Here is a 26,566-nt window from a genome sequence, read left to right on the forward strand (position 1 = left end):
GTGGCAAGGCACGATTGCGACATGGACGTTTCGGCCGCCGAACGCGCGGTGACAGCGCGCCACCTGAGCCGGGTGTGGGGCCTGCCCGGCACGGCCCTCGGCCGCAGCGGCTGGCCACCCGCGTTCGGCCAGCGGCTGCACTGGCATTGGAACTACTGGTGGCAGGCCCACCTGCTGGACACCCTCGTCGACGCGCAGCTGCGGGCACCTGCGCCGGAGCGGCTGGCCCGGATCCGCGCGTTCGTCCGTTCGGTGCGGCTGCGCAACTTCGGCCGGTGGACCAACGACTACTACGACGACATCGCGTGGCTCGGCCTCGCACTGCAACGGGTGGCCCCGCTGGGCATCGAGGTGGGCCCGGCCCTGGCGGCGATCGACACGCAGCTGCTGTCGGGCTGGACAGCGGCGGCCGGCGGCGGGATCTGGTGGCGCCGCGGCGACGACTTCAAGAACGCCCCCGCGAACGGCCCAGCGGCGATCTTCCACGCGCGGTCGGGCAATCCTGCCCGTGCCGGCGCGATGCTCGACTGGCTTTCGTCCACTTTGGTCGATCCGGCCACGGGCTTGGTGTGGGACGGGATCCGGGCGGACACGGGTGAGCTGGTCAAGCACATCTTCACGTACTGCCAAGGGGTTTACCTCGGGGCTTGCCTGGAGCTGTCCTCAATGGACAATGCGGCGCGGACGGTCCGGGCGGTGGCCGAGCACTGCGCCCCCGGCGGCGTGATCCGCGGCCAGGGCGGCGGCGACGGCGGGTTGTTCGCGGCGATCCTGGCGCGGTACCTGGCGTTGGCGGCCCGGTCGTTGCCGGGCCCGGAGGCCGCGACGGCACGGTCGTTGGTGCTGACGTCGGCGGAGGCGTGCTGGTCGGGGGCTTACGACGCACCGGAGGGTCGGGTGTTCAGCGCGTACTGGGACCGCCCGACGCTATGGCCCCTGCCTGAGGACGCGCCCGAGCGCGACATGTCGGTCCAGGTGGGCGGCTGGATGCTGCTGGAGGCCGCGGCGACGCTCTGACCGGTTTAAACGCTGGAGGTCGACTCGCCGCCCGGGTATGCCGGCGTTCGACAAAGTCTTCTGTCTCCGGGGCTGGTCATCTTGGTGTGGCTCAGTTACCGGTACGACCGGCCCATCCTGGTCAAGATCGGCAGGGTCGTGGTCAAGGCGCCGAGGCGCAGCGACTCGGCGCTGGACACCTCGGCGGACTCGGATCGGCCGGCCGGACCGCGCCCGTGAATCAGCAGCCGCAGGAAGCGCCGTGCAGGAACCTCGGGGTCAGCCACACCGACTCCGGGGGCCGGTCCGGGTCCGCCATCCTCGACATCAGCAGCTGCACCGCGCGGCGGGCCATGTCCGACACCGGCTGCGCCAGCGTCGTCACCGCCGGGCTCACGCGGCGGGCCCAGTCCATGTCGCCGTACCCCACCACCGCCAGTTCCGAGCCGATGTGGATGCCGCGGCGGTGGGCCTCGTACTGGACGCCCACCAGCATCGACTCGTCCGCCACCACCAGTGCCGTCGGGGAGGGCCAGCCGTCCAGGAGCTTCGCTGTCGCGCGGGCCGCGCCGCCGGAGTTCGAAAAGCCGCTCTCCACCAGCTCGCGGTTGAAGCGCAGGCCCGACTGCTCCAGGCCCAGGCGGTAGCCGCGGACGCGTTCGCGGTTGACCTCCTGGCTCTCGTCGCCCGAGATCAAGCCGATCTTGCGGTGCCGCCGCTCGGTCAGGTGGCGGACCAGCGACGCCACCGCGTGCACGTTCTCCGTGCCCACCTGGTCGACGTCGTTGCGCGCGGCCACCCGGTCCAGCAGCACCGTCGGCACGCCCATCCGGACCAGCCCGTTGACCACCGCTTCGTCGCCGGCCGAGGGGACCAGCAGCACGCCGTCGACCAGGTCCGCGCGCAGGGCGCGGACCAGCGCGGCTTCTTCGCTGACCGAGTCGTCGGTGTCCGCCAGCACAACGTCGCAGCCCTCGTGGGCGGCGGCTGCCCTGATCGAGCGCAGCAGCTCACCTGAGTAGGGGTTCGCGTGCACACCCATCGCGACGCCGATCCGGTAGGTGACCGGGGGGTCCCACAACCGGAGGTCTGGCGAAAGTGCGGTCATACTCTGCCGTTTCGTCACCAATCCGCCGCAGCCACGGCGGAAACCGGCGCCTGGTGCAGCTCGGTCGCGGTCCGTATCCGCCTACTTCCGGTCGGATTGGTGACGGCCTCTCAGACACTCAGCCGAAAGGTATCCGCTGAACGCCCGCGAGATGACGTCAAAACTCCAGAATCACTGATGTGAGTGAACCGGTGGGCAGCCGCACGACTCACGGTGACGCAGAGTGGGTGCCAGCCGGACCGTCTCGGCCTTGCGGGCCGGGTCGTTGATGCGGGCCAGCAGCAGCCGGACCGCCTGGCGGCCGATCTCCTCGATGGGCTGCGCCATCGTCGTCAGCGGCGGGTCGACCAGGTCCGCCCACTCGACGTCGTCGTAGACCACCACCGGCAGGTCGCGCCCGATCCGCAGCCCGCGCTGCCGGGCCGCGTGCAGCACACCGACCATCATGCTGTCGTTCCCGACGACCAGCGCGGTCGGCGGCTCGGGCAGCGCCAGCAGCGTGCTCAACGCCAGCGCACCGCCCTCTCGCGACGAGTTTCCGCAGGCCACGAGCTCGGACGACCAGGTGAGCCCGGATCGCCCCAGCCCCAGCCGGTAGCCGAGCACCCGCTCCTCGCTCGTCGACAACCCGGGCGCGCCGCTGATCATCCCGATCCGCCGGTGCCCGAGCGTCGCCAGGTGCGCGGTCAGGGCCGACGTCGCCTGGATGTTCTCCGAACCCACCTGGTCGACGTCGGTGCGGGTGGCCAGCCGGTCCATGAGCACCGTCGGCACGTCCAGCGACACGAGCTCGCCGATCACCGGCCCGTCGCCGGGCGCCGGGGTGATCAGCAGGCCGTCGACGCGCCGGGAGCGCAGGGCTCGCACGGTGTCACGCTCCGTGTCCGCGGTGTCGTGCGTGTCGGCCAGCAGGACGGTGTACCCGTGCTCCGACGCCTCCCGCTCGATCGCCTGCATCAGCGTCGCGAAGTACGGGTTGGCGACCAGCGAGATCGCCATCCCGATCGACCGCGTGCCGCCGGTGACCAGGGAACGCGCGATCGCGTCGCCGGTGTAACCGGTGGTCTCGATCGCCCGCAGCACGGCCGCTTTGGTGTCCTCGGCGACCGCCCGCGTCCCGTTCACCACGTGGGAGACCGTGGTGATCGAAACGCCGGCGAGCTCGGCGATGTCGCGCTGAGTCGGCCGCGACGACCTCGGCTGGGGCATGCCAATCCTTTCCGGCAAGCGTTTGCGCAAACGCTTGCGTCCACGGAGCAGTCTGTCTACCTTCCCGTCCATCGGCAAGCCTCGAACCCAGACAAAGGGTGGGAACCCATGAGACAGCGAAGTCTCACCGCGGTGGCGCTGGCCGCCGTCCTCGCCGCGACGACCGGCTGCACGGTCGAACGGCACTGGGGCGGCAACACCAACACCGGCGGGAGCGGCAAGGCCAAGGTCGGCCTGGTCACCAAGACCGACACCAACCCGTACTTCGTGGAGCTGCGCAACGCCGCGAGAGCGACCGCGCAGGCCAACGGCGCCGACTTCAGCGCGCTCGCCGGCCAGTTCGACGGCGACAACGACGGTCAGGTCCGCGCCATCGAAAACCTCCGCCAGCAGGGCGCGAACACCATCCTCATCACGCCCAGCTCGTCCACCGGCGTGCTCAAGGCGATCAAGGACGCGCGCGACGCCGGTGTCCTGGTGATCGCCCTCGACACCGCCACCGAGCCGGCCGACGCCGTCGACGCCACCTTCGCCACCGACAACTTCGCCGCGGGCGAGGGGCAGGGCGCCTACGTCAAGGCCGCGCTCAACGGCGTCCCGGCCAAGCTGCTGATGGTCGACGGCACCGCGGGCAGCACGGTCGACACCCAGCGCCACGGCGGTTTCCTCAAGGGCATCGGGCTCACCGACTCCTCGCCGGAGATCAAGGGCCACACCGCGGCCAACGGCGACCAGAGCCTCGCCCAGCAGGGCATGGAGAACCTGCTCCAGCGCAGCACCGACATCAACGCCGTCTACTCCATGAACGAGCCGATGGGCCGCGGCGCGTACGCGGCGCTGAACGCCCGCGGGCTCACCGGCCAGATCGTGATGGGCTCGATCGACGGCGGCTGCGAAGGCGTCCAGAACGTCAAGAACGGCCAGTTCGCCGCCACCGTCATGCAGTTCCCGAAGAAGATGGCCGAGCAGGGTGTGCTCGCCGCCGTCGAATACGCCAAGACCGGCAAGAAGCCGTCCGGTTTCGTGAACACCGGGTCCGCCGTGATCACCGACAAGCCGATGCCGGGCGTGGAAAGCCACGATTCCGCGTGGGGCCTGCAGAACTGCTGGGGAGGCAAGAAGTGACCACGGCCACGGCAGTGTCCACAAAGGAACGTGAGTCCCTCGGCGAGTTCCTTCTCCGCGCCCCCGCGGTCGGCCCGGCCCTCGCGCTGATCGTCGCCATCGTGGTGTTTTCGCTGGCCACGGACACGTTCTTCGACCTCGACAACCTGTCAACGGTGGTCCAGCAGTCGCTGGTCGTCGGGACGCTCGCGCTGGGGCAGACGCTCGTCATCCTCATCTCGGGCATCGACCTGTCCAACGCGGCCTCGATGGTCGTCGCGACGCTGATCATGGCGAAGCTCGCCGCGGCCGGCACGAACGGCTTCGTCGCGCTGCTCGCCGGCGTCGTGCTGACCATCATCGTCGGCATCTTCATCGGCGGTCTCGCCACGCGGATCAAGCTGCCGGCGTTCATCATCACGCTCGGCACGTTCACCATGCTGACCGCGGTGTCGAAGCTGATCGCGGGCGGCCAGGCCGTGCCGGTGACCGACGGGCTGCTGCAGTGGCTCGGCACCAAGCGCTACCTCTTCGGCGGCATCCCGATCACCTACGGCATGACGCTGGCGCTGCTGATGTACCTCGGCGTCTGGTACGCGCTGACGAAAACCGCGTGGGGCAAGCACGTCTACGCGGTCGGCAACGCGCCGGAGTCCGCGCGGCTGTCCGGGATCAAGGTCAACCGCACGGTGCTCTCGGTGTACATCGTGGCCGGGCTGACCTTCGGCATCGCCGCCTGGCAGGCGCTCGGCCGCACGCCGAACGCCGACCCGAACCAGTTCCAGCTCGGCAACCTCGACTCGATCACCGCCGTCGTCCTCGGCGGGACGAGCCTCTTCGGCGGCCGCGGCTCGGTGCTCGGGACCCTGATGGGCGCGCTGGTCGTGGCGGTGCTGCGGTCGGGCCTCACGCAGATGAACGTCGACGGCAACTACCAGGACCTCGCCACCGGCGCCCTGCTCATCGCCGCCGTCGTGGTGGACCGGATCGCGAGGAGGCAGCAGCAGTCATGACCGAACCCATCCTGCGGGCCCGTGGCCTGGTGAAGCGCTACGGCCGGGTGACCGCCATCGACGGCGCCGACTTCGACCTGCTGCCCGGCGAGGTGCTCGCCGTGGTCGGCGACAACGGCGCCGGCAAGTCCTCGCTGATCAAATCCCTTTCCGGAGCGGTGATCCCGGACGCGGGCGAGATCCAGGTGGACGGCAAGACCGTCCACTTCAAGTCCCCTTTGGACGCTCGCCACTACGGGATCGAGACGGTGTACCAGGACCTCGCCGTCGCGCCCGCGCTCGACATCGCGTCGAACATGTTCCTGGGCCGGGAAAAGCGGCTCAAGGGACCGCTCGGGCTGTTCCGGAAGCTCGACACCGCGACCATGCGGTCGGAGGCGCAGCGGATCCTCGACGAGCTGGGCATCAACATCAAGTCGATCGCCCAGCCGGTCGAAACGCTGTCCGGTGGCCAGCGCCAAGGCGTCGCCGTGGCCCGCGCGGCCGCGTTCGGCACCAAGGCCGTGATCATGGACGAGCCCACCGCCGCGCTCGGCGTCGCCGAGTCGGGCAAGGTGCTCGACCTCATCGGCCGGATCCGCGACCGCGGCCTGCCGGTGGTGCTGATCAGCCACAACATGCCGCACGTGTTCGACATCGCCGACCGCATCCACGTGCACCGCCTCGGCAAGCGCGTCGCGGTCGTGTCGCCGAAGACGCACTCGATGAACCAGGTCGTCGGCCTGCTCACCGGTGCGTTGCGGCTCAACGAGAACGGTGAAGTCGAAGAAGCCGCCGCCGCGACGCACGTGGCCGGGTTGAAGTGAAGCTGCTGCTGGCGGGACTGTGCACCGTGGACGTTGTCCAGCGGGTCACCGAACTCCCGGCGCCGGGCGAGAAGGTGCAGTCGCTGTCGGTGGACGTCGCGGCCGGTGGGCCCGCGACGAACGCCGCGGTGGCGGCCGCCGCGCTCGGGGCCGAGGCGACCCTGCTGACCGTCCTCGGTGCACACCCGCTGGCGGCGCTCGCCCGCGCCGACCTCGAAGCGCACGGGGTCCGGCTGATCGACCTGGCGCCCGGCCTGCCCGACCCGCCGCCGGTCAGCGCCGTCGCCGTCCGCGACCGCGACGGCGAGCGCACAGTCGTCTCCCGCAACGCCAGGGACCGCACTTTCCTAGGGAAAGTTCCCAGTTTTGGGGCGAGTGGGGCTGATGTGGTGCTGGTGGACGGGCATTATCCGGAAGTTGCGCTGGCGGTCGCCGGAGCGGCCAAGGCAGCGGGGGTGCCGGTCGTGCTCGACGCCGGCAGCTGGAAGCCGGTGCTCGACGAACTGCTGCCGCTGGTCGACGTCGCCGCGTGCTCCGCGCACTTCAGCGCGCCGGAACCCGGCCTCCACCAGCGCGGCGTCCCCACCGTCATCACCACCGCCGGGCCCGGCCCGGTGCGGTGGTCCACAGCGGACGGCAGCTCGGGTGAGGTGCCTGTACCCGCCGTCGAAGCTCGGGACACACTAGGTGCGGGCGACGTCTGGCACGGCGCGCTCGCCGTGGCCGTGGCACGCGAACCGACGGTAGCGGACCGGATCCGCTTCGCGAACGAGGTGGCCGCCGAACGGGTGCGGCAGGTGGGACCGCGGTCGTGGCCGGCCGCGATCGCAGGAAGGAACAGGAAATGACGGCGTTCGACGACCTCTTGGCCCGGGCCGAGGGCCTGACCGTGCGCGGGCAGCGCAACGTGCTGGGCATCATCGGCGCGCCCGCGTCGGGCAAGACCACGCTCGCGTGGGCGCTGGCCAACGCGCTCGGCTCGCGCGCCGCCGTGGTCGGCATGGACGGCTTCCACCTCGCGCAGGTCGAGCTGCGCCGGCTGGAGCGCACCGAGCGCAAGGGCGCGCCGGACACGTTCGACGCGGCCGGCTACTACCACCTGATCCGCCGTCTCGCCGAGGGCCGCGAGACGGTGTACGCGCCGGAGTTCCGCCGCGAGATCGAGGAGCCGATCGCCGGCGCGGTGGCCGTGCCGCCCGAGGTCCAGCTGGTCATCACCGAGGGCAACTACCTGCTGCTGCCGGACGACCCGTGGAGCGCCATCCGGCCGCTGCTCACCGAGGCGTGGTTCCTCGCGCCGGACGAGCCCGAGCGGATCGAACGCCTGGTGTCGCGCCACCGCCGTTACGGCCGTTCGCTGGTCGAGGCCCGGCGCCGCGCGCTCGGCTCGGACCAGCGCAACGCCGACCTGATCTCGCAGACGCGGGACCGCGCCGACCTGGTGCTGGAGAACCTGCCGCTGGCGAACTTCGCGATTTGAGCGTCCTGATCGTCACCGGCGGCAGCCGGGGGATCGGTGCGGCCGTCTGCGCGCTGGCGGCCTCGCGCGGCCACGACGTCGTCGTGAACTACTCGGGTGATCCGGTGCCCGCGGAGGAGGTTGCCGCGGGGGTGCGGGCGGCGGGCCGCCAGGCGCTGTCGGTGCGCGCCGACGTCTCCGTGGAGGACGACGTCGTCGCGCTGTTCGACGCGGCCGCCGAACTGGGCCCGGTGACCGGGCTGGTCAACAACGCGGCGATCACCGGCAACACCCCCGGCCGGCTCGACTCCTACGAGGCCGACGTCGTCCGGCGCACCCTCGACGTCAACGTGACGGGGGTGTTCCTGTGCTGCCGCGAGGCGGTCCGCCGCATGTCGACCCGCTACGGCGGCGAAGGCGGCGCGATCGTCAACATCTCCTCGACGGCGGCGCGCACGGGCTCGGCCGGGGAGTGGGTGCACTACGCGGCATCGAAGGCCGCGGTGGACACGCTGACGTTCGGGCTGGCCCAGGAGGTCGGCGGCGAGGGCGTCCGGGTCAATTCCGTGCGTCCGGGCATGATCCGCACCGGCCTGCACGACGCGGCCGGCCTCCCGGACCGCCTCGACCGGCTGGCGCCGCAGATCCCGATGGGCCGCCCGGGCGAGCCGGCGGAGATCGCCGAAGCGGTGCTGTTCCTGCTGTCCCCGGCATCGACGTTCACGACGGGAGCGGTCCTGGAAGTCGGTGGCGGCCGGTGACCGGCTGAGTACTGTCCGGAAGACGTGAATGACCTTCGGTCACCGGCGTCCGCCTGCTGAGACGCCCGGAGACGGCGAGATCACGATCGGACGCGGACTTGGTCACCTCGGTTTCGGCAAGCGAACGCTGTGCAACTCTGGGAAGCCGCCACTCGAAAGGACGGCTTCGGAAGCCATGGCCAAACTCATGTCCGTGCACCACCTCGCGCTCACCGTGACCGACGTGGACCGCAGCGTGCCGTGGTACGCCCGCGTTCTCGACCTCGAGGAGGTCCTCCGGCGCGAAGAGCCGGACACGGGTCTGCGGAAGGTCGTGCTCCGGTCAGCCGGCGACGAGTTCTCCGTGGTGCTGGTGCAGCACGCGGACACCGGCAGACGCGGCTTCGACGAACACCGAGCGGGCCTCGACCACGTGGCGTTCCGGGTCAGCTCGACGGCGGAACTGGCCGAGTGGGAAACCCGGCTGGCGGAGTTCGGCGTTTCTTACCTGCCGATCGCACCGTCCCGCACGTTCGAGGGCTCGAAGGTGGTCGTGTTCCGCGATCCGGACGGCATCCAGCTCGAGATCTGGGCCGATCCCGAACTCTGAGCTCCGGCTTGCTCGCCGAGGTGCTCCCGGGGGACGCTTCGCGGCCGGGGTGCTTGCGGCTTGAGTGTTTCCCGCCCGGACGTCGTGAACGACTCGTTCAGCTCGCCGGACGTCATGAAAGGGTCGTTCATGACATCCGCAGGCGGGCCGATCCCGAACTCTGACGCCTCAGGCTCGGGCGTCGTCGCGTTCTTCGACCGGGCGGCGCATCTCCTGGCGGTAGCGCAGCACTCCCCAGCCCGTGCCGACCACGAAGAACGCGATGCTGATCCACAGCGCCGCCGTCTTCAGCCACGGCAGCGTGTCCAGCAGGCCCGCGCCGTAGTAGCCGAGCAGCACCAGCGTCGGCACCCACAGCAGGCCGCCCAGTGCGGTCGCCGCCATGAAGCGGCGGGGGTCCATCCGGGCGGCGCCCGCGATCAGCGGGGCCAGCGTGCGGATCCACGGGATCCAGCGGGCCGCCACGATCGCGAAAAAGCCGCGCTTGTCCAGGAACCGCTGCGCGCGGTCGAGGGCCTGGCGGTTGAGCACCTTGCCGTCGCGGCGCGCGATCAGCTTCGTGCCGCCGGTGCGGCCGATGTAGTAGCCGATCTGGTTCCCGAGCACCGCGACGATCAGCGCGGCCCCCGAGAGGAACCACGCGTTCGCGTCCGAACCGTGCTGGGCCAGCACCACGCCGGCCCCGAACAGCAGCGAATCGCCGGGCAGGAACAGCCCGATGATCAGCGCGCATTCGACCAGCACGAAGCTCAGCACGATCACCCAGACGAGCAGCGGACCGGCGGTGTCCAGCCAGCTCACGCCGACGCCCGCGGCCTCGATGCTCACGACGTTCACACCGGAAGCCTACGTGGCCGAGGTGAACACCCCGCGGCGAACGGTCGAATCCGGCTGTCCGGAATATTCAGTTCTACGAACGGTGAAGGCCCCCTCACCAGCGGTGAGAGGGCCTTCAACGAACCGGGGAACTCAGAACTGCGGCAGTGACTCGCCCTGGACCGCTTCGACGTCCAGCTCGATCTTCACCGTCGTGCCGACCGCCGCGACGCCCGCCCGGACCATCGCGCTGTAGTTGATCGCGAAGTCGTTCCGGTGCAGCGTCGTCTCCGCGTGGAACGCCGCGCGCACGCCGCCCCACGGGTCCGGGCCCCAGCCGCCGTAGGTCAGCTCGAGCTCGATCTCGCGGCGCTCGCCGTGCAGCGTCAGCTCGCCCACCAGCGTCCACGAGTCCACGCCGCGCTGGCGCAGCCCGGTGCTCGTGAACGTGATGACGGGGTGCACGTCGACGTCGAGGAAGTCCGGCGACCGCAGGTGGTCGTCGCGCATCTTGATGCCGGTTTCGATGCTCGCCGCCTTGATCTCGGCGTGCACCGACGAGCGCTCGGCCGGGCGGCCGATCTCGATCCGGCCGGACACGTCCGGGAACCGCGCCTTGATGCTCGCGATGCCCAGGTGCCGCGCGGTCGCCATGACCGACGAGTGCATCGGGTCGATCACCCACGGCCCGGCGGGCGGCAGGTCGATCGCCTCGGCGACCGGGGCCAGCACGACGTCGCCGAGCGAGCCGGAGCCGTCCGAGGCGACCTGCGCCGTCCGGGCGATCGGGGTGTACCCGGCCGCTGTGACGACGGCGGTGTACGCGCCCGCCGGGAGGGCGTCGGTGACGACCTCCCCGCGGACGTCGGCCGCCTGCCGGGCGACCTGCCGGCCGGCCGGGTCCGTGACGGTGAGCACCGCGTGCTCGACCGCCCAGCCCTCGGCCGTCCGGAAAGTCGCGCGCAGACCGGTCATGACCGGTCGACCAGCTCGTCGAGGGCCTGGTCGTAGCTCAGCCGGACGTCGTGGTCGGCTTCGCCGCCGGTGAGCTCCACCTGGCTGGTCGCCGGCGGGTAGCCGCTCGCGACCACGGTGTACGCGCCCGCGGGCAGGTCGCTGACCACGTACCGGCCTTCGCCGTCGGTCCGGGCCACGGCCGCCACGTTGCCTTCGGCGTCGAGCACGGTGATCCGCGCGTCCGGCACGATCCGGTCGCCCTCGGTCCGCGCGGTGCCGCCGAGCAGCACCGAGCTGGCGAGCTCGACGTCGTGGCGCAGCACGCCGCTGTCCGGCACGGTCAGCGTGAGCGCGACGGGCCGGTAGCCCGAGCCGCTGGCGACCAGGGTGTAGGCCCCGGCGCCGACCCCGACGAAGGCGTAGGTGCCGTCCGCGGTCGTGATGAACGCGCCGTTCACCTCGCCCCGGCCGTCGGTCAGCGTCACCGTCACGTTCGCCAGCGGGGCGCCGGTCGCGGCCGCCCGGACGGTGCCGGTCAGCTCGCCGGACCCGGTGAGCGTGACGTCGACCGTCGCCGGCCCGTTGCTGATCACGACGCTGGAGGCCTGCGGCTGGTGGCCGTGGGCCGACACGATGAGGACGTACGCGCCCGGACCCTGGCTGGGCACCGAGTAGCTGCCGTCCGCGGCACCGGTGGCCCGCGCGACCTGGCGGCCGCGCTGGTCGATCAGCGTCAGTGCGGCACCCGAGACGTGGCTGCCGTCCTGCCGCCGCACGTGCCCGATCACCGGCACGCCGCCCGTGCCGACGGGGACGTCGACCTCGGAGTCCGCGATCGAGCTGGTGATCGGCATCGGCAGCGCGCCCGACACGGCCTGGTAGTCACCGTGCCCGTTGGTGCTCAGCGCGTGCTTCCCGCCGCCGACCAGCGCCGGCTCGCGGTCGGCCGGCCGGACCGGCTCGACGATCTCGGTGGGCTCGTCGGCGAAGTCGTGCTCGTCCGCCTCGAGCAGCGCCTCGCCGCCCTCCATGGCCGCCGCGGCCGGGGCCGCGTTGGTCAGCGGGATCTCCTTCATGAACAGCAGCACGATCGTGGCCAGCAGGGCCACGCCACCGGCGATGTAGAAGACCGTGGTGATCGACTCGGTGAAGCCGACCAGGATCGGCGTCTTGATCGCGTCCGGCAGGGACTGGATCACGCTGGTGTTCTCGGACAGGTTGCCGATGTTCGCGCCCGCGCCTTCGGGCAGCTTGCCGCCGAACGCCTTCGTGATGTTCGGCATCAGGGTGTTGAACAGGACCGTCAGGAAGATCGCGACACCGGCGGTACCACCGATCTGGCGGAAGAACGTCGCCGACGCGGTCGAGACGCCCATGTCGCTGCGCGGGCCCGCGTTCTGCACCGCGATGATCAGCGTCTGCATGCACTGGCCGAGGCCGAGGCCGATGATGGCGGCCGCGACCAGCGGGTGCCACAGCGGCGAGTCGTACTTGACCTGCGCGAAGAAGAACGCGCCACCGGCGATCAGGATGGTGCCGACGATCGGGAAGATCTTGTAGCGCCCGGTCTTCCCGGTGAGCCGGCCCGAAACGATCGAGCTGGTCATGATGCCCGCCATCAGCGGCAGCATCAGCAGCCCGGACTCGGTCGGGGTGTAGCCCTGCACGACCTGCATGAACTGCGGGATCATCGTGATCGCGCCGAACATCGCGACACCGACGATGACGCCGCCGATGATCGCCACGGTGAACGTGGAGTTCTTGAACAGCCGCAACGGGATCAGCGCGGCGTCCTTCATGATCTTTTCGACCAGGATGAACGAGATCACCCCGACGCCGCCGACGACGTAGCAGAGGATCGCCTTGCCGTCGCCCCAGCCCCACTTCTGGCCCTGTTCGGCGACGATCAGGAACGGCACGACCGCGACGACCAGCGTCAGCGCGCCCCACCAGTCGATCTTGTGCTCGTGGCGCTGGTGCGGCACGTTCAGGACCTTGGCCACGACGAACAGCGCGATGATGCCGATCGGGACGTTGATCAGGAAGACCCAGCGCCAGCCGTGCAGGCCGGCCAGGCTGTCGATGCCGGCGAAGAAACCGCCGAGCACCGGGCCGAGCACGGTCGACAGGCCGAACACGGCCAGGATGTAACCCTGGTACTTCGCCCGCTCACGCGGCGGCACGATGTCGCCGAGGATGGTCATGGCCAGCGACATCAGACCGCCGGCGCCGAGACCCTGCACCGCGCGGAACGCGGCCAGTTCGTACATCGACGTCGAGAAGGTCGACGCGGCGGAACCGGCGACGAAGATGCCGATCGCGGCCAGGTAGAACGGCTTGCGGCCGTAGATGTCGGAGAGCTTGCCGTAGATCGGCGTGACGATCGTCGAGGTGATCAGGTACGCCGTGGTGGCCCACGCCTGCAGGTCGAAGCCGTGCAGGTCGTTGGCGATCTTGACGATCGACGTACCGACGATCGTCTGGTCGAGCGCGGCGAGGAACATGCCGCACATCAGGCCGCTCAGGATGGTGACGATCTGGCGGTGGCTCAGCCGGGGTGGTTGACCCACCTCGGGCTGCGCGACTGCTTCGGTGGTGGAACTCATGCGTTGGCCCCCTTGGCCGGAGCACCGGCGGACGCGTGCGCGTCGGCCAGTTGTGGAGAGTGGTTCTCGATACCTGTGTTGAGTCGGCCGAACAGCTTGTTCAGGGTCTGGACCTCCCCGTCGGTCCAGTCCCCGAGCACTTCGGCCAGCCATCGGTTGCGCTGCTTGCGGTTCTCTTCGAACACCCGCATGCCCTCGGAGGTCGGCGCGAGCAGGCACGCCCGGCCGTCCTCGGGGTCGGCCTGGCGTTCCACCAGGCCGTGCTGGACGAGGGAGCTCGACTGCCTGCTGATCGTGGAGATCTCGGAGTGGAGCGACTCCGCGAGCCGGCTGGTGCGCTGCGGGCCCTCGTGGATGAGTGTGAAGAGGATCGCGTACGCCGCTCGCTCGATGCCGTCCGGGCCCTGCTTCGAAACCTGCGACTTCGCCTTGTTGATCAGGCGGACCAGGCGCACGAGCTCGTGGCCGAGCTGGTCGGCGAGGTCGAGTTCGGCGTTGGGCCGGGTGGCGGAGCTGTTCGGTGCCATGCGGGATCCTTCAACGGCGTTGGTTGGCGGCTGCAACTAGTTGCCTCAGGCAAGGATGTGCCTTCACCACCGGTTATGCAAGCGGACGCGCGTTCGATGTGTCCGAACACACTTTAGTTGCCGTATGCAAGCAGATTTCCTCCGGGCTGCTCTCGGAACAACTGCGGTCTCCGGCGGTTGCAGGAGGTATGACCGACGACACAGCCTTGAAGGACTTCCTCGCCGCCCACCGCCACGGCGTCCTGGCTACCATCCGCCGCGACGGGCGGCCGCAGCTGTCCACCATCACGCACCTGTACGACCGGGAATCGGCCACGATCATCGCGTCGATCACCGAGACCAGGGCGAAGACGAAGAACATGCGCCGGGATCCGCGGGTGACGTACCACGTCGGCAGCGAGGACGGCTGGAGCTACGTGGTCGCGGAGGGGAGCGCTTCGCTGACGGCGCCGGCGGCCGCGCCCGACGACGCGACGGTCGAGGCGCTCGTCGACTACTACCGCCGCGCGGCGGGCGAGCACCCGGACTGGGACGAGTACCGGGCGGCGATGGTCACCGACCAGCGGGTGCTGCTCACGATCCACGTCGACAAGCTGCTCGGCCTGGTGCGGTGACGGCTGCTCCGCGCGGCTGGTTTTGAAATTTTGGTTCCGCAGTGCGGACTCTGCGGGCTTACCATGAGGACATGAGCAACGAAGCCCTGGTCACCAAGCTCCGCGACCTGCTCGGCAAGAGCGCCGTGCTCACCGACTCCGACGTCACGGCGTCGTACGCGCGCGACATGATGCCGCTGGCGCCCTCCGGCAAGCCCTTGGCGGTGGTGCTGCCGGCGAACACCGAGCAGGTGCAGGCGGTGGTCAAGGCGTGCGCCGAGGCCGGGGTGCCGATCGTGCCGCGCGGCGCCGGCAGCGGCCTCTCCGGCGCCGCGAACGCGATCGACGGCTGCGTGACGCTTTCGCTGACCAAGCTGAACGAGATCGTCGAGATCGACCCGGGCAACCGGCTCGCGGTCGTCCAGCCGGGCGTCGTCAACCTGGACTTCCGCACCGCCGTCGAGAAGCACGGGCTGTTCTACCCGCCGGACCCGTCCAGCTACGACTGGTGCACGATCGGCGGCAACCTGTCGACGAACGCGGGCGGGCTCTGCTGCGTGAAGTACGGCGTGACCACCGACTCGGTGCTCGGCCTCGAGGTCGTCCTGGCCGACGGGTCGCTGCTGAAGACGGGCCGCCGGACGGTCAAGGGCGTGGCCGGTTACGACCTGGCCCGCCTGTTCGTCGGCAGCGAGGGGACGCTCGGCGTCATCACGCAGGCGACGGTCCAGCTCAAGCCGCTGCCCCAGGCACCGGCCACGCTGGTCGCGGGCTTCAGCACGACCGAGGCGGCCGGCGAAGCGGTGGCGCGGGTCGTGCGCGAAGGGCTCGTGCCGTCGTTGCTGGAGATCATGGACGCGTCGTCGATCAAGGCGTCCGAGACGTACCTGAAGACGGACCTCGGCGCGGGCTCGGACTGCCAGGCGCTGCTGCTGGGCCAGTCCGACGCCGGCGGCGAGGTCGCCCGCCGGGAGCTGGCGGCGCTGGAGCAGATCTGCGTCGATTGCGGCGCCGACCTGGCGTACACGACCGAAGACCTCGAAGAGGGCCGGATGCTGCTGCAGGCCCGCCGGGTGGTGCTCACCGCGCTGGAGACGTACGGCATGTGGCTGACCGACGACGTCTGCGTGCCGCGGACGCGCATCGCCGAACTGATCCGCGGCTGCGAGAAGATCAGCTCCGAGGTCGGCCTGCGGATCGCGGTGGTCGGGCACGCCGGCGACGGCAACATGCACCCGACGATCGTCTACCAGCCCGACGACCCGGACGAGTTCGCGCGGGCCCAGCGCGCGTTCGACGAGATCCTCGAGGTGGGCCTGTCCCTCGGCGGCACGGTGACCGGCGAGCACGGCGTCGGCAAGATCAAGCGCGAGTGGCTGGCCCGGGAGATCGGCCCGGTGGGGCTGCGGGTGCACCGGCAGATCAAGCGGGCGCTGGACCCGGAGAACCTGTTCAACCCGGGGTCGATGTTCTCGATGACCTGACGAAAAGGGCCCCACCGCCGACCGGTGGGGCCCAGATCTCGAAAGCTGTCAGTCCTTGATCCGCGGGATCCGCTGCGTGACGTCCGGGTCGGCCGACTGCAGGGCCGCCTTCTTCTCGCGGCGGGACTTCAGGATCTCCAGGCCGATCGGGACCACCGACACCAGCACGATCAGCACGAAGATCGCGTCCACGTTGTCGCGGATGAAGCCGATGTTGCCCAGCAGCGAGCCGAGGACCGTGATGCCGGCCGCCCAGAGGATGCCGCCGATGACCGTGTACGTGAAGTAGCGCTTCGGGTCCATGCGGCCGATGCCCGCGATCCACGTGATGAACGTCCGCACGAACGGCACGAACCGGGCCAGCACGACCGCCTTCGGGCCGTGCTTCTCCAGGAATTCGTGCGTCTTGTCGACGTACTCCCGCTTGAAGAACTTCGAATCCGGCCGGTTGAACAGCTTGGGCCCGGCGAAGTAGCCGATGTAGTAGCCGACCACGTTGCCGAGCAGGGCCGCGACCGTCACCAGGACGCAGACCAGCCACAACGGCGCGTCGAGGGTGCCGTTCGCGATGAACAGGCCGGCCGTGAACAGCAGGGAGTCACCGGGCAGCACCGGGAAGATGCTGCTCTCGATGAAGATGATCAGGCACAGCACCGCGATGACCGGCGTCGTCAGGCCGCTCAGCAGGTGCTGCGGGTCCAGCCATGACGGCAGCAGCGACATCGTGTTGACCGTGCTCTGGGCGAGAATCACCTGGAAAACGGTACAGGGTCACCCTGAGTCGTTACTGAGACCCGTCAGACCAGCGTCAGCAGGCCCACGACGGATCCCGCCGCGAGGCCCAGCAGCACCGCCAGCAGCAAGATCCAGTACGCGGGCAGCTGCGCCGACGAACGCGGCGGCGGAGGCGGCGCCGGTGCGTACGCCGTGGGTGCTTCGGACGCCGCGTCCAGCGCCGCGCGCTCGCGCTCCAGCGAGTCCGCGCTGGCGCCCGAGAGCAGGCCGTACGCCGAGGGCAGCTCGTTGATCGCGCTGGTCGGGACGGCGTCGGTGCCCGGCTCCGGCTCGCGGGCGGGCGCCGGTGACGCCGAAGGGGCGAAGACGGCTTGCGCGCGAAGGGCGTCCGCCAGCAGTTGCTCGGGGTCCTTCGGCTCGCTCATCTCCGCCCGTCTCCTCGTGCTGAAAACCCTAAGTGCTCAAGGTAGCCGTACCCACTTCGGCGACCCATTCACCCCGGCGCAGCACCTTCGACGGCCGCAGGCCCTCGTCGAGGACCACGATGTCGGCCTCGTAGCCGGTGCACAGCATGCCGGTGCGGTCCGCGATGCCGAGCAGCTCCGCGGGCCGCTGCGAAGTCGCGTGCACCGCGTCGAGGATGCCGAGTTTCGCACCCCCGACCAGATTGCGGAAGGCGGTGTCCATCGTCAGGGTGCTGCCGGCCAGCGAGCCGTTGTCCGCGAGCGTCGCGACGCCGTCGTGGACGTCGACCTCGAGGCGGCCCAGCGTGTAGCGGCCGTCGGCGGCGTCGGTCGCCGACATCGCGTCGGTGATGAGGACCGTGCGGTTGCGGCCCGCGTGCTTCGCGGCCAGCCGCACCACCGTCGGGTGCAGGTGGACGAGGTCGCAGATGAGCTCGATCGTGATGCGCTCGTCATCGAGCAGGGCCCCGACCGGGCCGGGTTCGCGGTGGTGGAGCGGGCGCATCCCGTTGAACAGGTGCGTCGCCACCGAAGCGCCCGCGTCGATGGCGGGCAGCAGCTGCTCCTCGACGCCGTCGGTGTGGCCGATGGCGGCGATGACGCCGGACTCGGCCAGCTGCCGGACGGCCTTCACGCCGCCGTGCAGCTCGGGGGCGATGGTGACCATCCGGATCGCGCCCTGGCCAGCGCGCAGGAGCTTCTCGACCGTGCCGGTGTCCGGCTCGAGGAGTGTCTCCGGGTCGTGGGCCCCGCAGCGGGCCTTCGAGATGAAGGGCCCCTCCAGGTGGATGCCCGCGACCTCGCCGTCCTGCACGATCTCACGCAGCGCGGCCACCTGCTCACGCAGGATGTCGACCGGATCGGAGACCAGGCTGGCCAGCATGGTCGTGGTGCCGTGACGGCGGTGCGCTCGCACCGCCGTCAGGAGTTCCTCGGGATCGAGGGAGGTGAACGAAGCACCTCCCCCGCCGTGGCAGTGGGTGTCGATGAACCCGGGGACGACGAGCGCCCCTCCGACGTCCACGTGCTCGCCGGACGGCGGGGTCCCGGAACCCACGCCGGCGATCCGCCCGTCGGAGACGGCTACCCAGCCGTCGTCGAGTACACGGTCCGGGGCGGCGACCCGGCCGCCCATGATCACGAAATCTCCGGCGCCTCTCACGCACCCCAGCATATATTGGTCTGGACCAAGCATGGTGATACGACTCAGTGATCGGAATGGTCCACCCGGGTCACTGTGGGGCTTGCATGGCCTTCTGGAGCGCCTCGAGCGCCCGGCTGGCGGTCGATTTAACGGTACCCTTGGAGATGCCCGCCGCCTCAGAGATTTCGGCTTCACTCAGCCCTCCGTAGTAACGGAGCACCAGAACTTCGCGCTGGCGGGGCGGCAGTTTGGACAATGCGGACACGACGGCCTGGTGCTCGCTGGAGAGCATCGCGAGGCTCTCGGCGGACCGGGCGTTGACGGCGTGCGGCGGCACGTACTCGCGGGCGGTCTTGCGGCGGCGCAGCACGCTGCGCGACCCGTTGACCACGGCGGTGCGCAGGTAGCCGACGGCGGCCGCGGCGTCCCGGAGCCGTCCCCAGTTGCGGTGCAGGCCGGTGAAGGCCTCCTGGACCACGTCTTCCGCCGTCGCGGGTTCGTCCACCAGCAGAATCGCCAGCCGGACCAGCCGCATCCGGTGCTGCCGGTAGAGGTCTTCGAGGGTCAGCGGCGCAGCTGCCTGCGCCGGGGCCGGCCCGTCCATGACCCGCAGCTGGCCGAGGGTTGCCTCGACACTGCGTTCCGCATTGCCCTCGAGCATGAACCCCTGCCTGTCTCCGACCCCGGTTTGCACGGTGTGTCGCGTCAGCAGGTTCACGGTATTCACAGCGCTCACACAGGTACTGACGCACGCCCAGCCTATCGGGTTGGCCTCCTGTCGCCACAGATCGGATGCTGGGACGCGATCAGGGCCCGGGTAGCGTCGGTCCTGTCCCGCCCCTGCCCAGCCCCGGAGATCCACATGGCCTGGTACCTCGTCGAAATCACCTACGTCCAGGAGAAGCTCCAGGAGGTGCGGCCGCGGCACCGCGAGTTCCTGAGCGAGCTGGCCGCGCAGGGCCGCGTCGCGGTCGCCGGCCCGCTCGGCGACGGCACCGGCGGCCTCACGCTCTACCAGGCCGACGACGAAGCCCACCTGCAGGAGACGCTCGACAAGGACCCGTACGCGCTGGAAGGCGTCGTCGCCGAGCGGACCGTCCGCGAGTTCAAGCCGGTGATCGGCGCCTGGCTGCCCCAGGGGTCATAGGTCGAGCACCGCGGGGCGGCGGTCGACGCAGATCCGCATCGACCCGCCGTCGGCCGTCGGCACCGCGCAGGTCCCGCAGAAGCCCTGGCGGCACGAATACGGCGTCGCCGGCCGCGTCTCGAGGAGGACGTCGAGCGCGGTCCGGTCGCCCGGGACGTCGAGGACCTGCCCCGACCGGCGCAGCGTCAGCCGGAACGGCTCCCCGGCGACGATCGGCGGCGGCGCGAACCGCTCGAAGTGCACGGCGGCGCTGGTCAGCGCCAGATCGAGGCGGACGCCGGCGATCATCGGCACCGGGCCGCAGCAGTACACCGCCGCTTTCTCGGGGATGCCTTCGAGCAGTTCGGCGCCCGAGGCCGGGACGCCGTACTCGGTGTCCGGCCGGATCCGGACGCGGTCGTCGGCCGGCAACTCGGCCAGGAACGGCATCGACTCGCGGCTGCGGCCGGTGTAGACCAGCCGCCAGTCCGCGCCGGCCGCACTCGCCGCGTGGACCATCGGCAGGATCGGCGTGATCCCGATGCCGCCCGCGATGAAGAGGAACGGACCCGCGCCGACGAACGGGAACGCCGTCCGCGGGCCGCGCACGGTCACCCGCGCACCGGGCCGCAGGGCGTGGACCTCGCCGGACGCGACGCCGATCTTCCGCACGGCGATGCGGTAATGATCCTTTTCGGACGGATCGCCGCACAGGGAGTACTGCCGGACGAGGCCCGACGGCAGCACGAGGTCCAGGTGCGCCCCCGGCCGCCAGCCCGGCAACGGCGTGCCGTTCGAGAGCCGCAGGCTGACGACGTCTTCGGCTTCGGGTCGAACCGCTTCGACCACGAGCGAAAGGTCCCGGTCGACCGCGCGCACCGGCGGCCGCCGTCTCCCGCTGAACCCCGACATCCGCCGGTAGGCACCCACGACGCCGACCAAAGTGGACAGCAGCAGGTCGGTCCGGCCACTCCCGTCCAGCCGCCCCGGCCACCCGAGCCCCGCACTTTCACGTGAAAGTGCGGGGCCCAGGTGGGCACTTTCACGTGAAAGTGCGGGATTCGAGGGGGGCACCTCGGTCACCCCGCGGCCCGGGCGGCCGGTGAACTCGCCAGGTACGCCACGGCCTGCTCGGTACTGCCGGTCTCCGTCGGGTGGTAGCTCTTCCGGAAGTACGGCCGGATCTCGCGCAGCAGCTGACCTCCGCTCGGCAGCAGTCCCCGCTTCGCCGCCCGCCGGTAGGCCCGCAGGGACGCGCGGCCGGGGCGGGTCGGGTCGTTGCGCATCAGGTACCGCGTGCCGCGCGTGAAGACCCACGCCAGCACCGGCGTCACCGCCGCCATGCTGCGGACCCGGCGCGTGTACCGGCCGTCGAGGTGCATGAACAGGTCGAACGCGACCGACCGGTGCTCGACCTCCTCGGCGCCGTGCCAGCGCAGCAGGTCGAGCATGACCGGGTCGGCGCCGGCGGCCTCCAGGGGCGCGTCGAGCACCCACTGGCCGAGGAACGCGGTGTAGTGCTCGATCGCCGCGACGATCCCCAGCCGCTCGACCAGCCACTCTTCGGCGGCCTTGCCGGTCAGGTCGCGGTCGCCGAGCAGCTTCCGGAACAGCCACTCCATCTGGGCGATGAACGGCCGCACCCGCACGCCCGCGCTTTCGAGGTGCGCCGCCGCGCCGTCGTGGGCCTCGGCGTGCACCGCCTCCTGGCCGATGAAGCCGAGGACGTCCGCCTTGAGCCGCTCGTCGCGGATCAGCGGGACGGCCTGCTTGAAGACCTCGACGAACCAGCGCTCGCCTTCGGGCAGCGCCAGGTGCAGGACGTTGATGGTGTGCGTGGCCTGCGGTTCGCCGGGGATCCAGTGCATCGGCAGCGCCGCCCAGTCGAACTCGACGTCCCGGGCGTGCAGCACGAGCTGCTCCTCCGGCGAGGTCACGACGCGCGGCCGGACAGCTCGTAGTCGGCCGGGTCGACCTTGCGCGTCTCCAGCCAGTAGCGCCAGGTGAAGCCGGGCCAGATCGTCCGGTTGACGCCCTTGGCGTCGAGGTACCAGCTCTTGCAGCCGCCCTGGGTCCAGACGCCCTTGACCAGCTTGTCCTGGATCTCCCGCTGGAACTTCTCCTGCACACCCGGCCGGACGTCGAGCGCGGCCGCGTCACGGGAGTCGGCGAGCTTGATGGCGTCGACGACGTACTTCGACTGCGACTCGATCATGAACACGACCGAGTTGTGGCCCAGCGCGGTGTTCGGGCCGAGCAGGAAGAACAGGTTCGGGAAGCCGGACACGGTGATGCCCTTGTGCGTCCGCATCCCCTCGGCCGCCCACTCCTTGGCGAGGTCGCGGCCGTCGACGCCGGTGATGTCGAGGTACTCCAGCGCGTCGGTCACCTTGAACCCGGTGCCGTAGATGATCGCGTCGACCTCGTGCTCGACCCCGGCGGAGTCGACGATCGAGTGCGCCTTGACCTCCTTGACGCCCGAGGTGTTGACGTCGACGTTCGGCCGCGCGAGCGCCGGGTAGTAGTCGTTGGAGATCAGGACGCGCTTGCAGCCCATCGTGTAGTCGGGCGTGACCTTCTTGCGCAGCGCGGAGTCCTTGATGCCCTTCGCGATGTTGCGCTTCGCGATCAGCTCGCCGGCCTTCATGATCGCCGGGTGGCCGTTGAAGCCGATGGCCCGCGCTTCGAGCAGCCAGTAGAGCGCGTTGCGGTAGAGGCGCTGGGTGCCCGGGACGCGCTTGAACAGCGTCTGCGCCCACGACGGCATCGCGTGGTCGGGCTTCGGCATGATCCACGGCGGCGTGCGCTGGAAGAGCGTCAGCTCGGCGACGTCCGGGGCGATCTTCGGGACGAACTGGACCGCGCTGGCGCCGGTGCCGACCACGGCGACCTTCTTGCCGCGCAGGTCGTACTCGTGGTTCCACTGCGCGGAGTGCCAGGTCTGGCCCTTGAACTCCCCGATCCCGGGCAGTTCGGGGACCTGCGGGATGTGCAGGCCGCCGACGCCGGAGACGAGGAACTGCGCGACGAACTCGCGGCCGTCCTTGGTGGTCGCCGTCCAGCGGCGCTCCCGCTCGTCCCAGTGGGCGCCGGTGAGCTCCACGCCGAACCGGATCTTCTCGCGCAGCCGGTACTTGTCGGCGACGCCCTTGAGGTACTCGAAGATTTCCGGCTGCGGCGAGAACGACCGCGACCAGTCCGGGTTCTGCTCGTACGAGAACGAGTACATGTGCGACTGCACGTCGCACGCGCACCCGGGGTAGGAGTTGTCGCGCCAGGTGCCACCCACCTCGCCGGCCTTCTCCAGGATCACGTAGTCCCGGATGCCGGCCTTTTCGAGCTGGATCGCCTGGCCGAGCCCGGAAAACCCGGTGCCCACGATCACGACCTTGAACCGCTCGGTCATCTGTCGGCCTCCGCTGCTTCGAGGAAACTGCGGAGATGACGTTACCTCAAGTAACAGTTACTTGGAAGTACTGGCTACTGATCAGTACGTCCCGCCGAGCTTGCCGTGGTTCCAGCTGGCGACCTTGGTCGGCCGGAAGATCAACCCGACGCGCTTGGGGGCCTGACCTGCGATGAAGGCCCTCAGCTCGTCCGGTACGGGGTCGCCCGGCTTGGCGCCCGCGTACCGCTGCATGAGCTCGATCCCCATCCGGGTGACCTCGGCGGTGTCCTCGACGATCTCGACGTCGGCCTCGAACGAAACGCCGCGGAGCTTCTCGTAGCTGTCGCCGTCCTCGACGAGCACGGTCGCTTGCGCGAGCCGCCGGAAGTTCTTGGCCTTCTGCGAGGTGCCGTACGTCCAGGTCGCGACGCCGTCACCGTGCGGGAAGTACCAGAGCGGCGCGAGGTGCGGCCGCCCGTTCGGGCCGACGCTGGCGACGTTGATGACCTGCTGCCCGGCGAGGTACTCGCGCACCTCGTCCTCGGTCATCCGGATCTGGTCGCGACGGGACATGGTCACCCCTTGGTGGCGGCTCGTCCACCGTGGCCGGTGACCGCCGACTCGAACGCGCCGCGCGCCTCGATGTCGGCCAGCGCGGCCTTGTCCGCCGAAGGTACCCGGCTGCGGGACCCGATTTCGACGATCGGCGGCAGGAACGCGCGAAGCAGCTTGAGCCCGCCGACCCAGCGCGGCACGTGGATCGTCCGGGCGCGCTTGAGGATGCCCGCTTCGAGGTCGTCCAGCGCGGTTTCGAGCGGGTAGGTCTTGCCGATCAGGCCCGGCATCGACGCGCGGAGCTTGCCGAACACCGGGTGCGCGTCGGCGCTCTCGACCAGGTCGGTGCGGATCCACGTCGGGTGCGCGACGCCGACCTTGACGCCCAGGTGGGCGACCTCGGCGCGGAGGCTGTTCGAGAACGCTTCGACGCCGGCCTTCGCGGCGGAGTAGTTGGCCATGCCCGGCGCGTGCGTGATCGCGGCGAGGCTGGAGATGGCCAGCAGGTAGCCCTTGCGCTCGATGACGTGCGGGAGCGTGACGCGGAACGTCCGCCAGACGCCGAGCAGGTCGACCTCGATCACCTTCTCGAACGCGGCCTTGTCGACCGAGCGGACGAAGCCCGCGGTCGCGATGCCGGCGTTGGCGATGACGATGTCGATCCCGCCGAAGTGCTCGACGACGCCCGCGGTCGCCTTTTCGAGGGCGTCCCAGCTGGTGACGTCGGCTTCCCACGCGTGCGCGTTCGGGCCGATCCGGTCGGCGACCTTCTTCTGCTCTTCGGCTTCGAGGCCGACGAGGGCCACCTTCGCGCCGCGGGCGGCGAGCCGTTCGGCCAGCCCGGCGCCGATGCCGCGGGCGGCGCCGGTGATCAGCACGACCTTCCCGTCGACCTTCTTGGTGCCGCTCAGCAGCGAAAACGGGTTGGCCACGGTGCCCTCCTTGATGTCACTTGAGGGCACCGTACCTCAACTTACCCGCAGTAAGCTACCCAAGAGTAGGCGTCACTTTCCCTATGAAAGTGACGCCAGCTCGTCGGGGGACAGCGTCAAGGTGACGGACGCGATCAGGTCGGTGAGCTGCTCCGGGGTCCGGGCGCTGGCGATCGGCGCGGCCACCGTCGGCTGCTGCCGCAGCCAGGCGAGCGCGACCGAGGCGACCGCGACGTCGTGCGCCTTCGCGACCTCGTCGAGCTTCGCCAGCACGCGCTCGCCGCGTTCGTCCAAATAGGACTCCGCACGGGCGGCGCGCGGGCTGTCGGTCACGGCGCCCTTCGTCCGGTACTTGCCGGTGAGGAAGCCCTTCGCCAGCGAGAAGTACGGCAGCGTGGCGAGGCCTTCGCGGGCGACGAGCGGGGCCAGGTCGCGCTCGTAGTCCCGTTCGAGGAGGTTGTAGTGCGGCTGCAGCACGGCGTACCGCGCGAGCCCGTTTCGGTCCGAAATGGACAGTGCTTCGGCGAGCCGCTCGGCGGTGTAGTTCGACGCGCCGAGGTAGCGCACCTTGCCCGCGCGGACCAGCGCGTCGAACGCCTCCAGGGTCTCCTCGAGCGGGGTGTCGGGGTCGTCGCGGTGGGCGTAGTAGAGGTCGATGTGGTCGGTCTGGAGGCGGCGCAGCGAGTCCTCGGCCGCGGCCTGGATGTTCTTCGCGGACAGGCCGGGGCGGCCCTCCCACATGCCGACCTTGGTCGCGACGACGACGTCGTCCCGGTGGCCGCGCGCGGCCAGCCAGTTGCCGAAGATCTCCTCGGAGCCACCGCCTCCGCCGTAGAGGTCGGCGGAGTCCACGAAGTTGCCGCCCGCGGCGGTGTAGGCGTCGAGCACGGCGAAGGACTGCGGCTCGTCGGCCGTCCAGCCGAAGACGTTGCCGCCGAGGTTGAGCCCGTACACGTCGAGGTCGGTGTTTCCCAGCTTGGTCATGCCTTCGACGGTAGTTCGCCGATCCGGGAGGAAAATCGCCGTCCCACGCGTTGGAGTGTTCCATGGCTATCGAACTGGGCAAGCTCGGGATCTGGCGGTACCACGCAAACGTCGACGCGAAGTTCGCGGCGGAAGCGGAGAAGCTCGGCTACGGGGCGATCTGGCTGGGCGGCTCGCCCGGCGTCGCCGACCTCGCGTCGGTGGACGACCTGCTCGCGGCGACGGACTCGCTGGTCATCGCGACCGGCATCGTGAACATCTGGCAGGACGAACCGGCGGCGATCGCCCGCGTGTACGAGCGCATCGCGGGCAAGTACCCGGACCGCTTCCTGCTCGGCGTCGGCGCGGGCCACCGCGAAGCGACGAAGGAGTACAAGAAGCCGTACGCGGCGCTGGTCGACTACCTGGACGGCCTGGACGCGGCGGGCGTGCCGGTGGCCGGGCGCGCGCTGGCGGCGCTGGGGCCGAAGGTGGTGGAGTTGTCGGGCGCGCGCACCGCGGGCGCGCACCCGTACCTGACGACGCCGGAGCACACCCGCTCGACGCGCGAGATCCTCGGCGCGGGCCCGCTGCTGGCGCCGGAGCACAAGGTCGTCTTGTCGACCGACCCGACCGAGGCGCGGGCGATCGGCCGGCAGACGGTGAAGTACTACCTGGGGCTGTCGAACTACGTCGCCAACCTGCGCAAACTCGGCTTCACGGACGCCGATCTGGAGGGTGAGGGCAGCGACTCCCTGGTCGACGCGCTGGCGCTGCACGGCGACGCCGCGACGATCGCGCGCGGCCTGTCGGCCCACCTCGAGGCGGGGGCGGACCAGGTCGTGGTCCAGGTCCTGAACGAGGACCCGTGGCCGGGCTACCGCGCGCTGGCCGCCGAGCTGCTGTGATCCCCGTCCGGCCGCCGGGGCGCCCGGCGGCCGGGCAGACCCTTCTGAACCGATCCCACGTGCGGAAAAGTTTCTGCGCGGGGACCGGTGTGCGGCGGCGGTACACCTCGTACGATGCGGTCGGGACCCATCCCTGCCAAGGAGGAATACCGATGCCCATCGCGACCCCCGAGGTCTACGCGGAGATGCTGGACCGGGCGAAGGCGAACGAGTTCGCCTACCCCGCCATCAACGTGACCTCGTCCGAGACCGTGAACGCCGCCATCCGCGGGTTCGCCGAGGCGGAGAGCGACGGCATCATCCAGTTCTCCACCGGCGGCGCC

Annotated in this window: 29 protein-coding genes; 13 read left to right on the forward strand and 16 right to left on the reverse strand. The window is 70.4% G+C overall.

Translation table 11 applies throughout. The features are described from left to right. Positions 1-21 precede the first annotated feature (21 nt). Complete coding sequence (locus ACLJQM_RS36170) at positions 22-1,017, forward strand: glycoside hydrolase family 76 protein (RefSeq protein ID WP_410634810.1); 996 nt, start codon at positions 22-24, stop codon at positions 1,015-1,017. 220 nt (positions 1,018-1,237) lie between these two features. On the opposite strand, the gene ACLJQM_RS36175 is transcribed toward ACLJQM_RS36170, so the two are convergent. Together ACLJQM_RS36175 and ACLJQM_RS36180 are read right to left on the reverse strand one after the other, a co-directional pair. Next, on the reverse strand, positions 1,238-2,104 hold the full coding sequence (locus ACLJQM_RS36175) for a LacI family DNA-binding transcriptional regulator (protein WP_410634811.1): 867 nt from the start codon (positions 2,102-2,104) through the stop codon (positions 1,238-1,240). 171 nt (positions 2,105-2,275) lie between these two features. Next, a complete protein-coding gene (locus ACLJQM_RS36180) occupies positions 2,276-3,313 on the reverse strand; it encodes a LacI family DNA-binding transcriptional regulator (protein WP_247016712.1) in 1,038 nt (345 codons plus the stop codon). A 108-nt stretch (positions 3,314-3,421) separates the two neighbouring features. Between ACLJQM_RS36180 and ACLJQM_RS36185 the strand changes: the two genes are divergently transcribed. The 7 genes from ACLJQM_RS36185 (at position 3,422) to ACLJQM_RS36215 (ending at position 9,045) form a co-directional block, all read left to right on the forward strand. Next, the gene (locus ACLJQM_RS36185) at positions 3,422-4,438 is read left to right on the forward strand and encodes a substrate-binding domain-containing protein (RefSeq protein ID WP_247016714.1); all 1,017 of its coding nucleotides are present in this window, start codon (positions 3,422-3,424) and stop codon (positions 4,436-4,438) included. Continuing rightward, positions 4,435-5,430: an ABC transporter permease gene (locus tag ACLJQM_RS36190; protein ID WP_192782696.1), complete on the forward strand. Its 996-nt coding sequence runs from the start codon at positions 4,435-4,437 to the stop codon at positions 5,428-5,430. The genes ACLJQM_RS36185 and ACLJQM_RS36190 overlap by 4 nt, the downstream gene beginning before the upstream one ends. Then, positions 5,427-6,236: an ATP-binding cassette domain-containing protein gene (locus tag ACLJQM_RS36195; RefSeq protein WP_247016718.1), complete on the forward strand. Its 810-nt coding sequence runs from the start codon at positions 5,427-5,429 to the stop codon at positions 6,234-6,236. Before ACLJQM_RS36190 ends, ACLJQM_RS36195 begins: the two co-directional genes overlap by 4 nt. 2 nt (positions 6,237-6,238) lie before the next feature. Then, the gene (locus ACLJQM_RS36200; protein ID WP_360778120.1) at positions 6,239-7,084 is read left to right on the forward strand and encodes a PfkB family carbohydrate kinase; all 846 of its coding nucleotides are present in this window, start codon (positions 6,239-6,241) and stop codon (positions 7,082-7,084) included. Next, entirely contained in the window at positions 7,081-7,716 is a 636-nt protein-coding gene (locus ACLJQM_RS36205) for a nucleoside/nucleotide kinase family protein (RefSeq protein ID WP_125308919.1), read from the forward strand. Before ACLJQM_RS36200 ends, ACLJQM_RS36205 begins: the two co-directional genes overlap by 4 nt. Beyond that, positions 7,713-8,456: an SDR family oxidoreductase gene (locus ACLJQM_RS36210; RefSeq protein ID WP_410634813.1), complete on the forward strand. Its 744-nt coding sequence runs from the start codon at positions 7,713-7,715 to the stop codon at positions 8,454-8,456. The genes ACLJQM_RS36205 and ACLJQM_RS36210 overlap by 4 nt, the downstream gene beginning before the upstream one ends. Positions 8,457-8,631: 175 nt before the next feature. After that, positions 8,632-9,045, forward strand: coding sequence for a VOC family protein (locus tag ACLJQM_RS36215; RefSeq protein ID WP_247016722.1), 414 nt, complete (start codon positions 8,632-8,634; stop codon positions 9,043-9,045). Positions 9,046-9,213: 168 nt separating this feature from the next. Here the strand turns inward: ACLJQM_RS36215 and ACLJQM_RS36220 are convergent, their stop codons facing one another. The 4 genes from ACLJQM_RS36220 to ACLJQM_RS36235 form a co-directional block, all read right to left on the reverse strand. Further along, positions 9,214-9,882 (reverse strand): DedA family protein, encoded by a 669-nt coding sequence (locus tag ACLJQM_RS36220; protein ID WP_360777771.1) that lies wholly within the window; start codon positions 9,880-9,882, stop codon positions 9,214-9,216. 132 nt (positions 9,883-10,014) lie between these two features. Continuing rightward, positions 10,015-10,836, reverse strand: coding sequence for a YceI family protein (locus ACLJQM_RS36225; protein ID WP_247016726.1), 822 nt, complete (start codon positions 10,834-10,836; stop codon positions 10,015-10,017). Continuing rightward, the gene (locus tag ACLJQM_RS36230; RefSeq protein WP_360777768.1) at positions 10,833-13,424 is read right to left on the reverse strand and encodes an MFS transporter; all 2,592 of its coding nucleotides are present in this window, start codon (positions 13,422-13,424) and stop codon (positions 10,833-10,835) included. The genes ACLJQM_RS36225 and ACLJQM_RS36230 overlap by 4 nt, the downstream gene beginning before the upstream one ends. Next, entirely contained in the window at positions 13,421-13,951 is a 531-nt protein-coding gene (locus ACLJQM_RS36235) for a MarR family winged helix-turn-helix transcriptional regulator (RefSeq protein WP_247016730.1), read from the reverse strand. The genes ACLJQM_RS36230 and ACLJQM_RS36235 overlap by 4 nt, the downstream gene beginning before the upstream one ends. Positions 13,952-14,139: 188 nt before the next feature. Between ACLJQM_RS36235 and ACLJQM_RS36240 the strand changes: the two genes are divergently transcribed. Next, on the forward strand, positions 14,140-14,565 hold the full coding sequence (locus ACLJQM_RS36240) for a PPOX class F420-dependent oxidoreductase (RefSeq protein WP_247016732.1): 426 nt from the start codon (positions 14,140-14,142) through the stop codon (positions 14,563-14,565). A 71-nt stretch (positions 14,566-14,636) separates the two neighbouring features. Then, positions 14,637-16,028, forward strand: coding sequence for an FAD-binding oxidoreductase (locus tag ACLJQM_RS36245; RefSeq protein WP_410634815.1), 1,392 nt, complete (start codon positions 14,637-14,639; stop codon positions 16,026-16,028). Between the two features lie 48 nt (positions 16,029-16,076). Here ACLJQM_RS36245 and ACLJQM_RS36250 read toward each other — a convergent pair whose 3' ends face one another. From ACLJQM_RS36250 to ACLJQM_RS36265, 4 genes are all read right to left on the reverse strand, one after another. Then, positions 16,077-16,781: a DedA family protein gene (locus tag ACLJQM_RS36250; protein ID WP_247016736.1), complete on the reverse strand. Its 705-nt coding sequence runs from the start codon at positions 16,779-16,781 to the stop codon at positions 16,077-16,079. 44 nt (positions 16,782-16,825) lie between these two features. Beyond that, positions 16,826-17,188 (reverse strand): hypothetical protein, encoded by a 363-nt coding sequence (locus ACLJQM_RS36255; protein WP_360777761.1) that lies wholly within the window; start codon positions 17,186-17,188, stop codon positions 16,826-16,828. A gap of 28 nt (positions 17,189-17,216) precedes the next feature. Continuing rightward, entirely contained in the window at positions 17,217-18,368 is a 1,152-nt protein-coding gene (gene nagA / locus ACLJQM_RS36260) for an N-acetylglucosamine-6-phosphate deacetylase (protein ID WP_247025447.1), read from the reverse strand. 91 nt (positions 18,369-18,459) lie between these two features. Beyond that, positions 18,460-19,032, reverse strand: a complete 573-nt coding sequence (locus tag ACLJQM_RS36265; RefSeq protein WP_247025448.1) for a SigE family RNA polymerase sigma factor — start codon at positions 19,030-19,032, stop codon at positions 18,460-18,462. A gap of 201 nt (positions 19,033-19,233) precedes the next feature. Between ACLJQM_RS36265 and ACLJQM_RS36270 the strand changes: the two genes are divergently transcribed. Then, positions 19,234-19,518, forward strand: coding sequence for a YciI family protein (locus tag ACLJQM_RS36270; RefSeq protein ID WP_247016740.1), 285 nt, complete (start codon positions 19,234-19,236; stop codon positions 19,516-19,518). Here ACLJQM_RS36270 and ACLJQM_RS36275 read toward each other — a convergent pair. The 6 genes from ACLJQM_RS36275 to ACLJQM_RS36300 form a co-directional block, all read right to left on the reverse strand. Continuing rightward, entirely contained in the window at positions 19,513-20,571 is a 1,059-nt protein-coding gene (locus ACLJQM_RS36275) for a PDR/VanB family oxidoreductase (protein ID WP_410634817.1), read from the reverse strand. The two genes, ACLJQM_RS36270 and ACLJQM_RS36275, sit on opposite strands and share 6 nt — an antisense overlap. A 5-nt stretch (positions 20,572-20,576) precedes the next feature. Beyond that, entirely contained in the window at positions 20,577-21,434 is an 858-nt protein-coding gene (locus ACLJQM_RS36280) for a metal-dependent hydrolase (protein ID WP_360777759.1), read from the reverse strand. Next, complete coding sequence (locus ACLJQM_RS36285) at positions 21,431-22,903, reverse strand: flavin-containing monooxygenase (RefSeq protein ID WP_410634819.1); 1,473 nt, start codon at positions 22,901-22,903, stop codon at positions 21,431-21,433. Before ACLJQM_RS36285 ends, ACLJQM_RS36280 begins: the two co-directional genes overlap by 4 nt. Positions 22,904-22,984: 81 nt before the next feature. Further along, the gene (locus tag ACLJQM_RS36290) at positions 22,985-23,458 is read right to left on the reverse strand and encodes a pyridoxamine 5'-phosphate oxidase family protein (RefSeq protein WP_247016745.1); all 474 of its coding nucleotides are present in this window, start codon (positions 23,456-23,458) and stop codon (positions 22,985-22,987) included. 2 nt (positions 23,459-23,460) lie between these two features. After that, positions 23,461-24,372 carry an SDR family oxidoreductase gene (locus ACLJQM_RS36295; RefSeq protein WP_360778115.1) on the reverse strand — a complete coding sequence of 304 codons (912 nt, stop codon included), beginning with the start codon at positions 24,370-24,372 and terminating at the stop codon, positions 23,461-23,463. A gap of 81 nt (positions 24,373-24,453) precedes the next feature. Beyond that, positions 24,454-25,356 (reverse strand): aldo/keto reductase, encoded by a 903-nt coding sequence (locus tag ACLJQM_RS36300; RefSeq protein WP_410634821.1) that lies wholly within the window; start codon positions 25,354-25,356, stop codon positions 24,454-24,456. A gap of 62 nt (positions 25,357-25,418) precedes the next feature. Here ACLJQM_RS36300 and ACLJQM_RS36305 point away from each other — a divergent pair, with 62 nt between their 5' ends. Both ACLJQM_RS36305 and ACLJQM_RS36310 read left to right on the forward strand, forming a co-directional pair. Continuing rightward, complete coding sequence (locus ACLJQM_RS36305) at positions 25,419-26,243, forward strand: LLM class F420-dependent oxidoreductase (RefSeq protein ID WP_247016747.1); 825 nt, start codon at positions 25,419-25,421, stop codon at positions 26,241-26,243. 152 nt (positions 26,244-26,395) lie between these two features. Next, positions 26,396-26,566 (forward strand): class II fructose-bisphosphate aldolase (locus ACLJQM_RS36310; RefSeq protein ID WP_410634836.1); only part of this gene is annotated, 171 nt, incomplete at its 3' end.

This window comes from Amycolatopsis sp. cmx-4-83 (assembly GCF_046548815.1).
Classification (GTDB): Bacteria; Actinomycetota; Actinomycetes; order Mycobacteriales; family Pseudonocardiaceae; genus Amycolatopsis; species Amycolatopsis pretoriensis_A.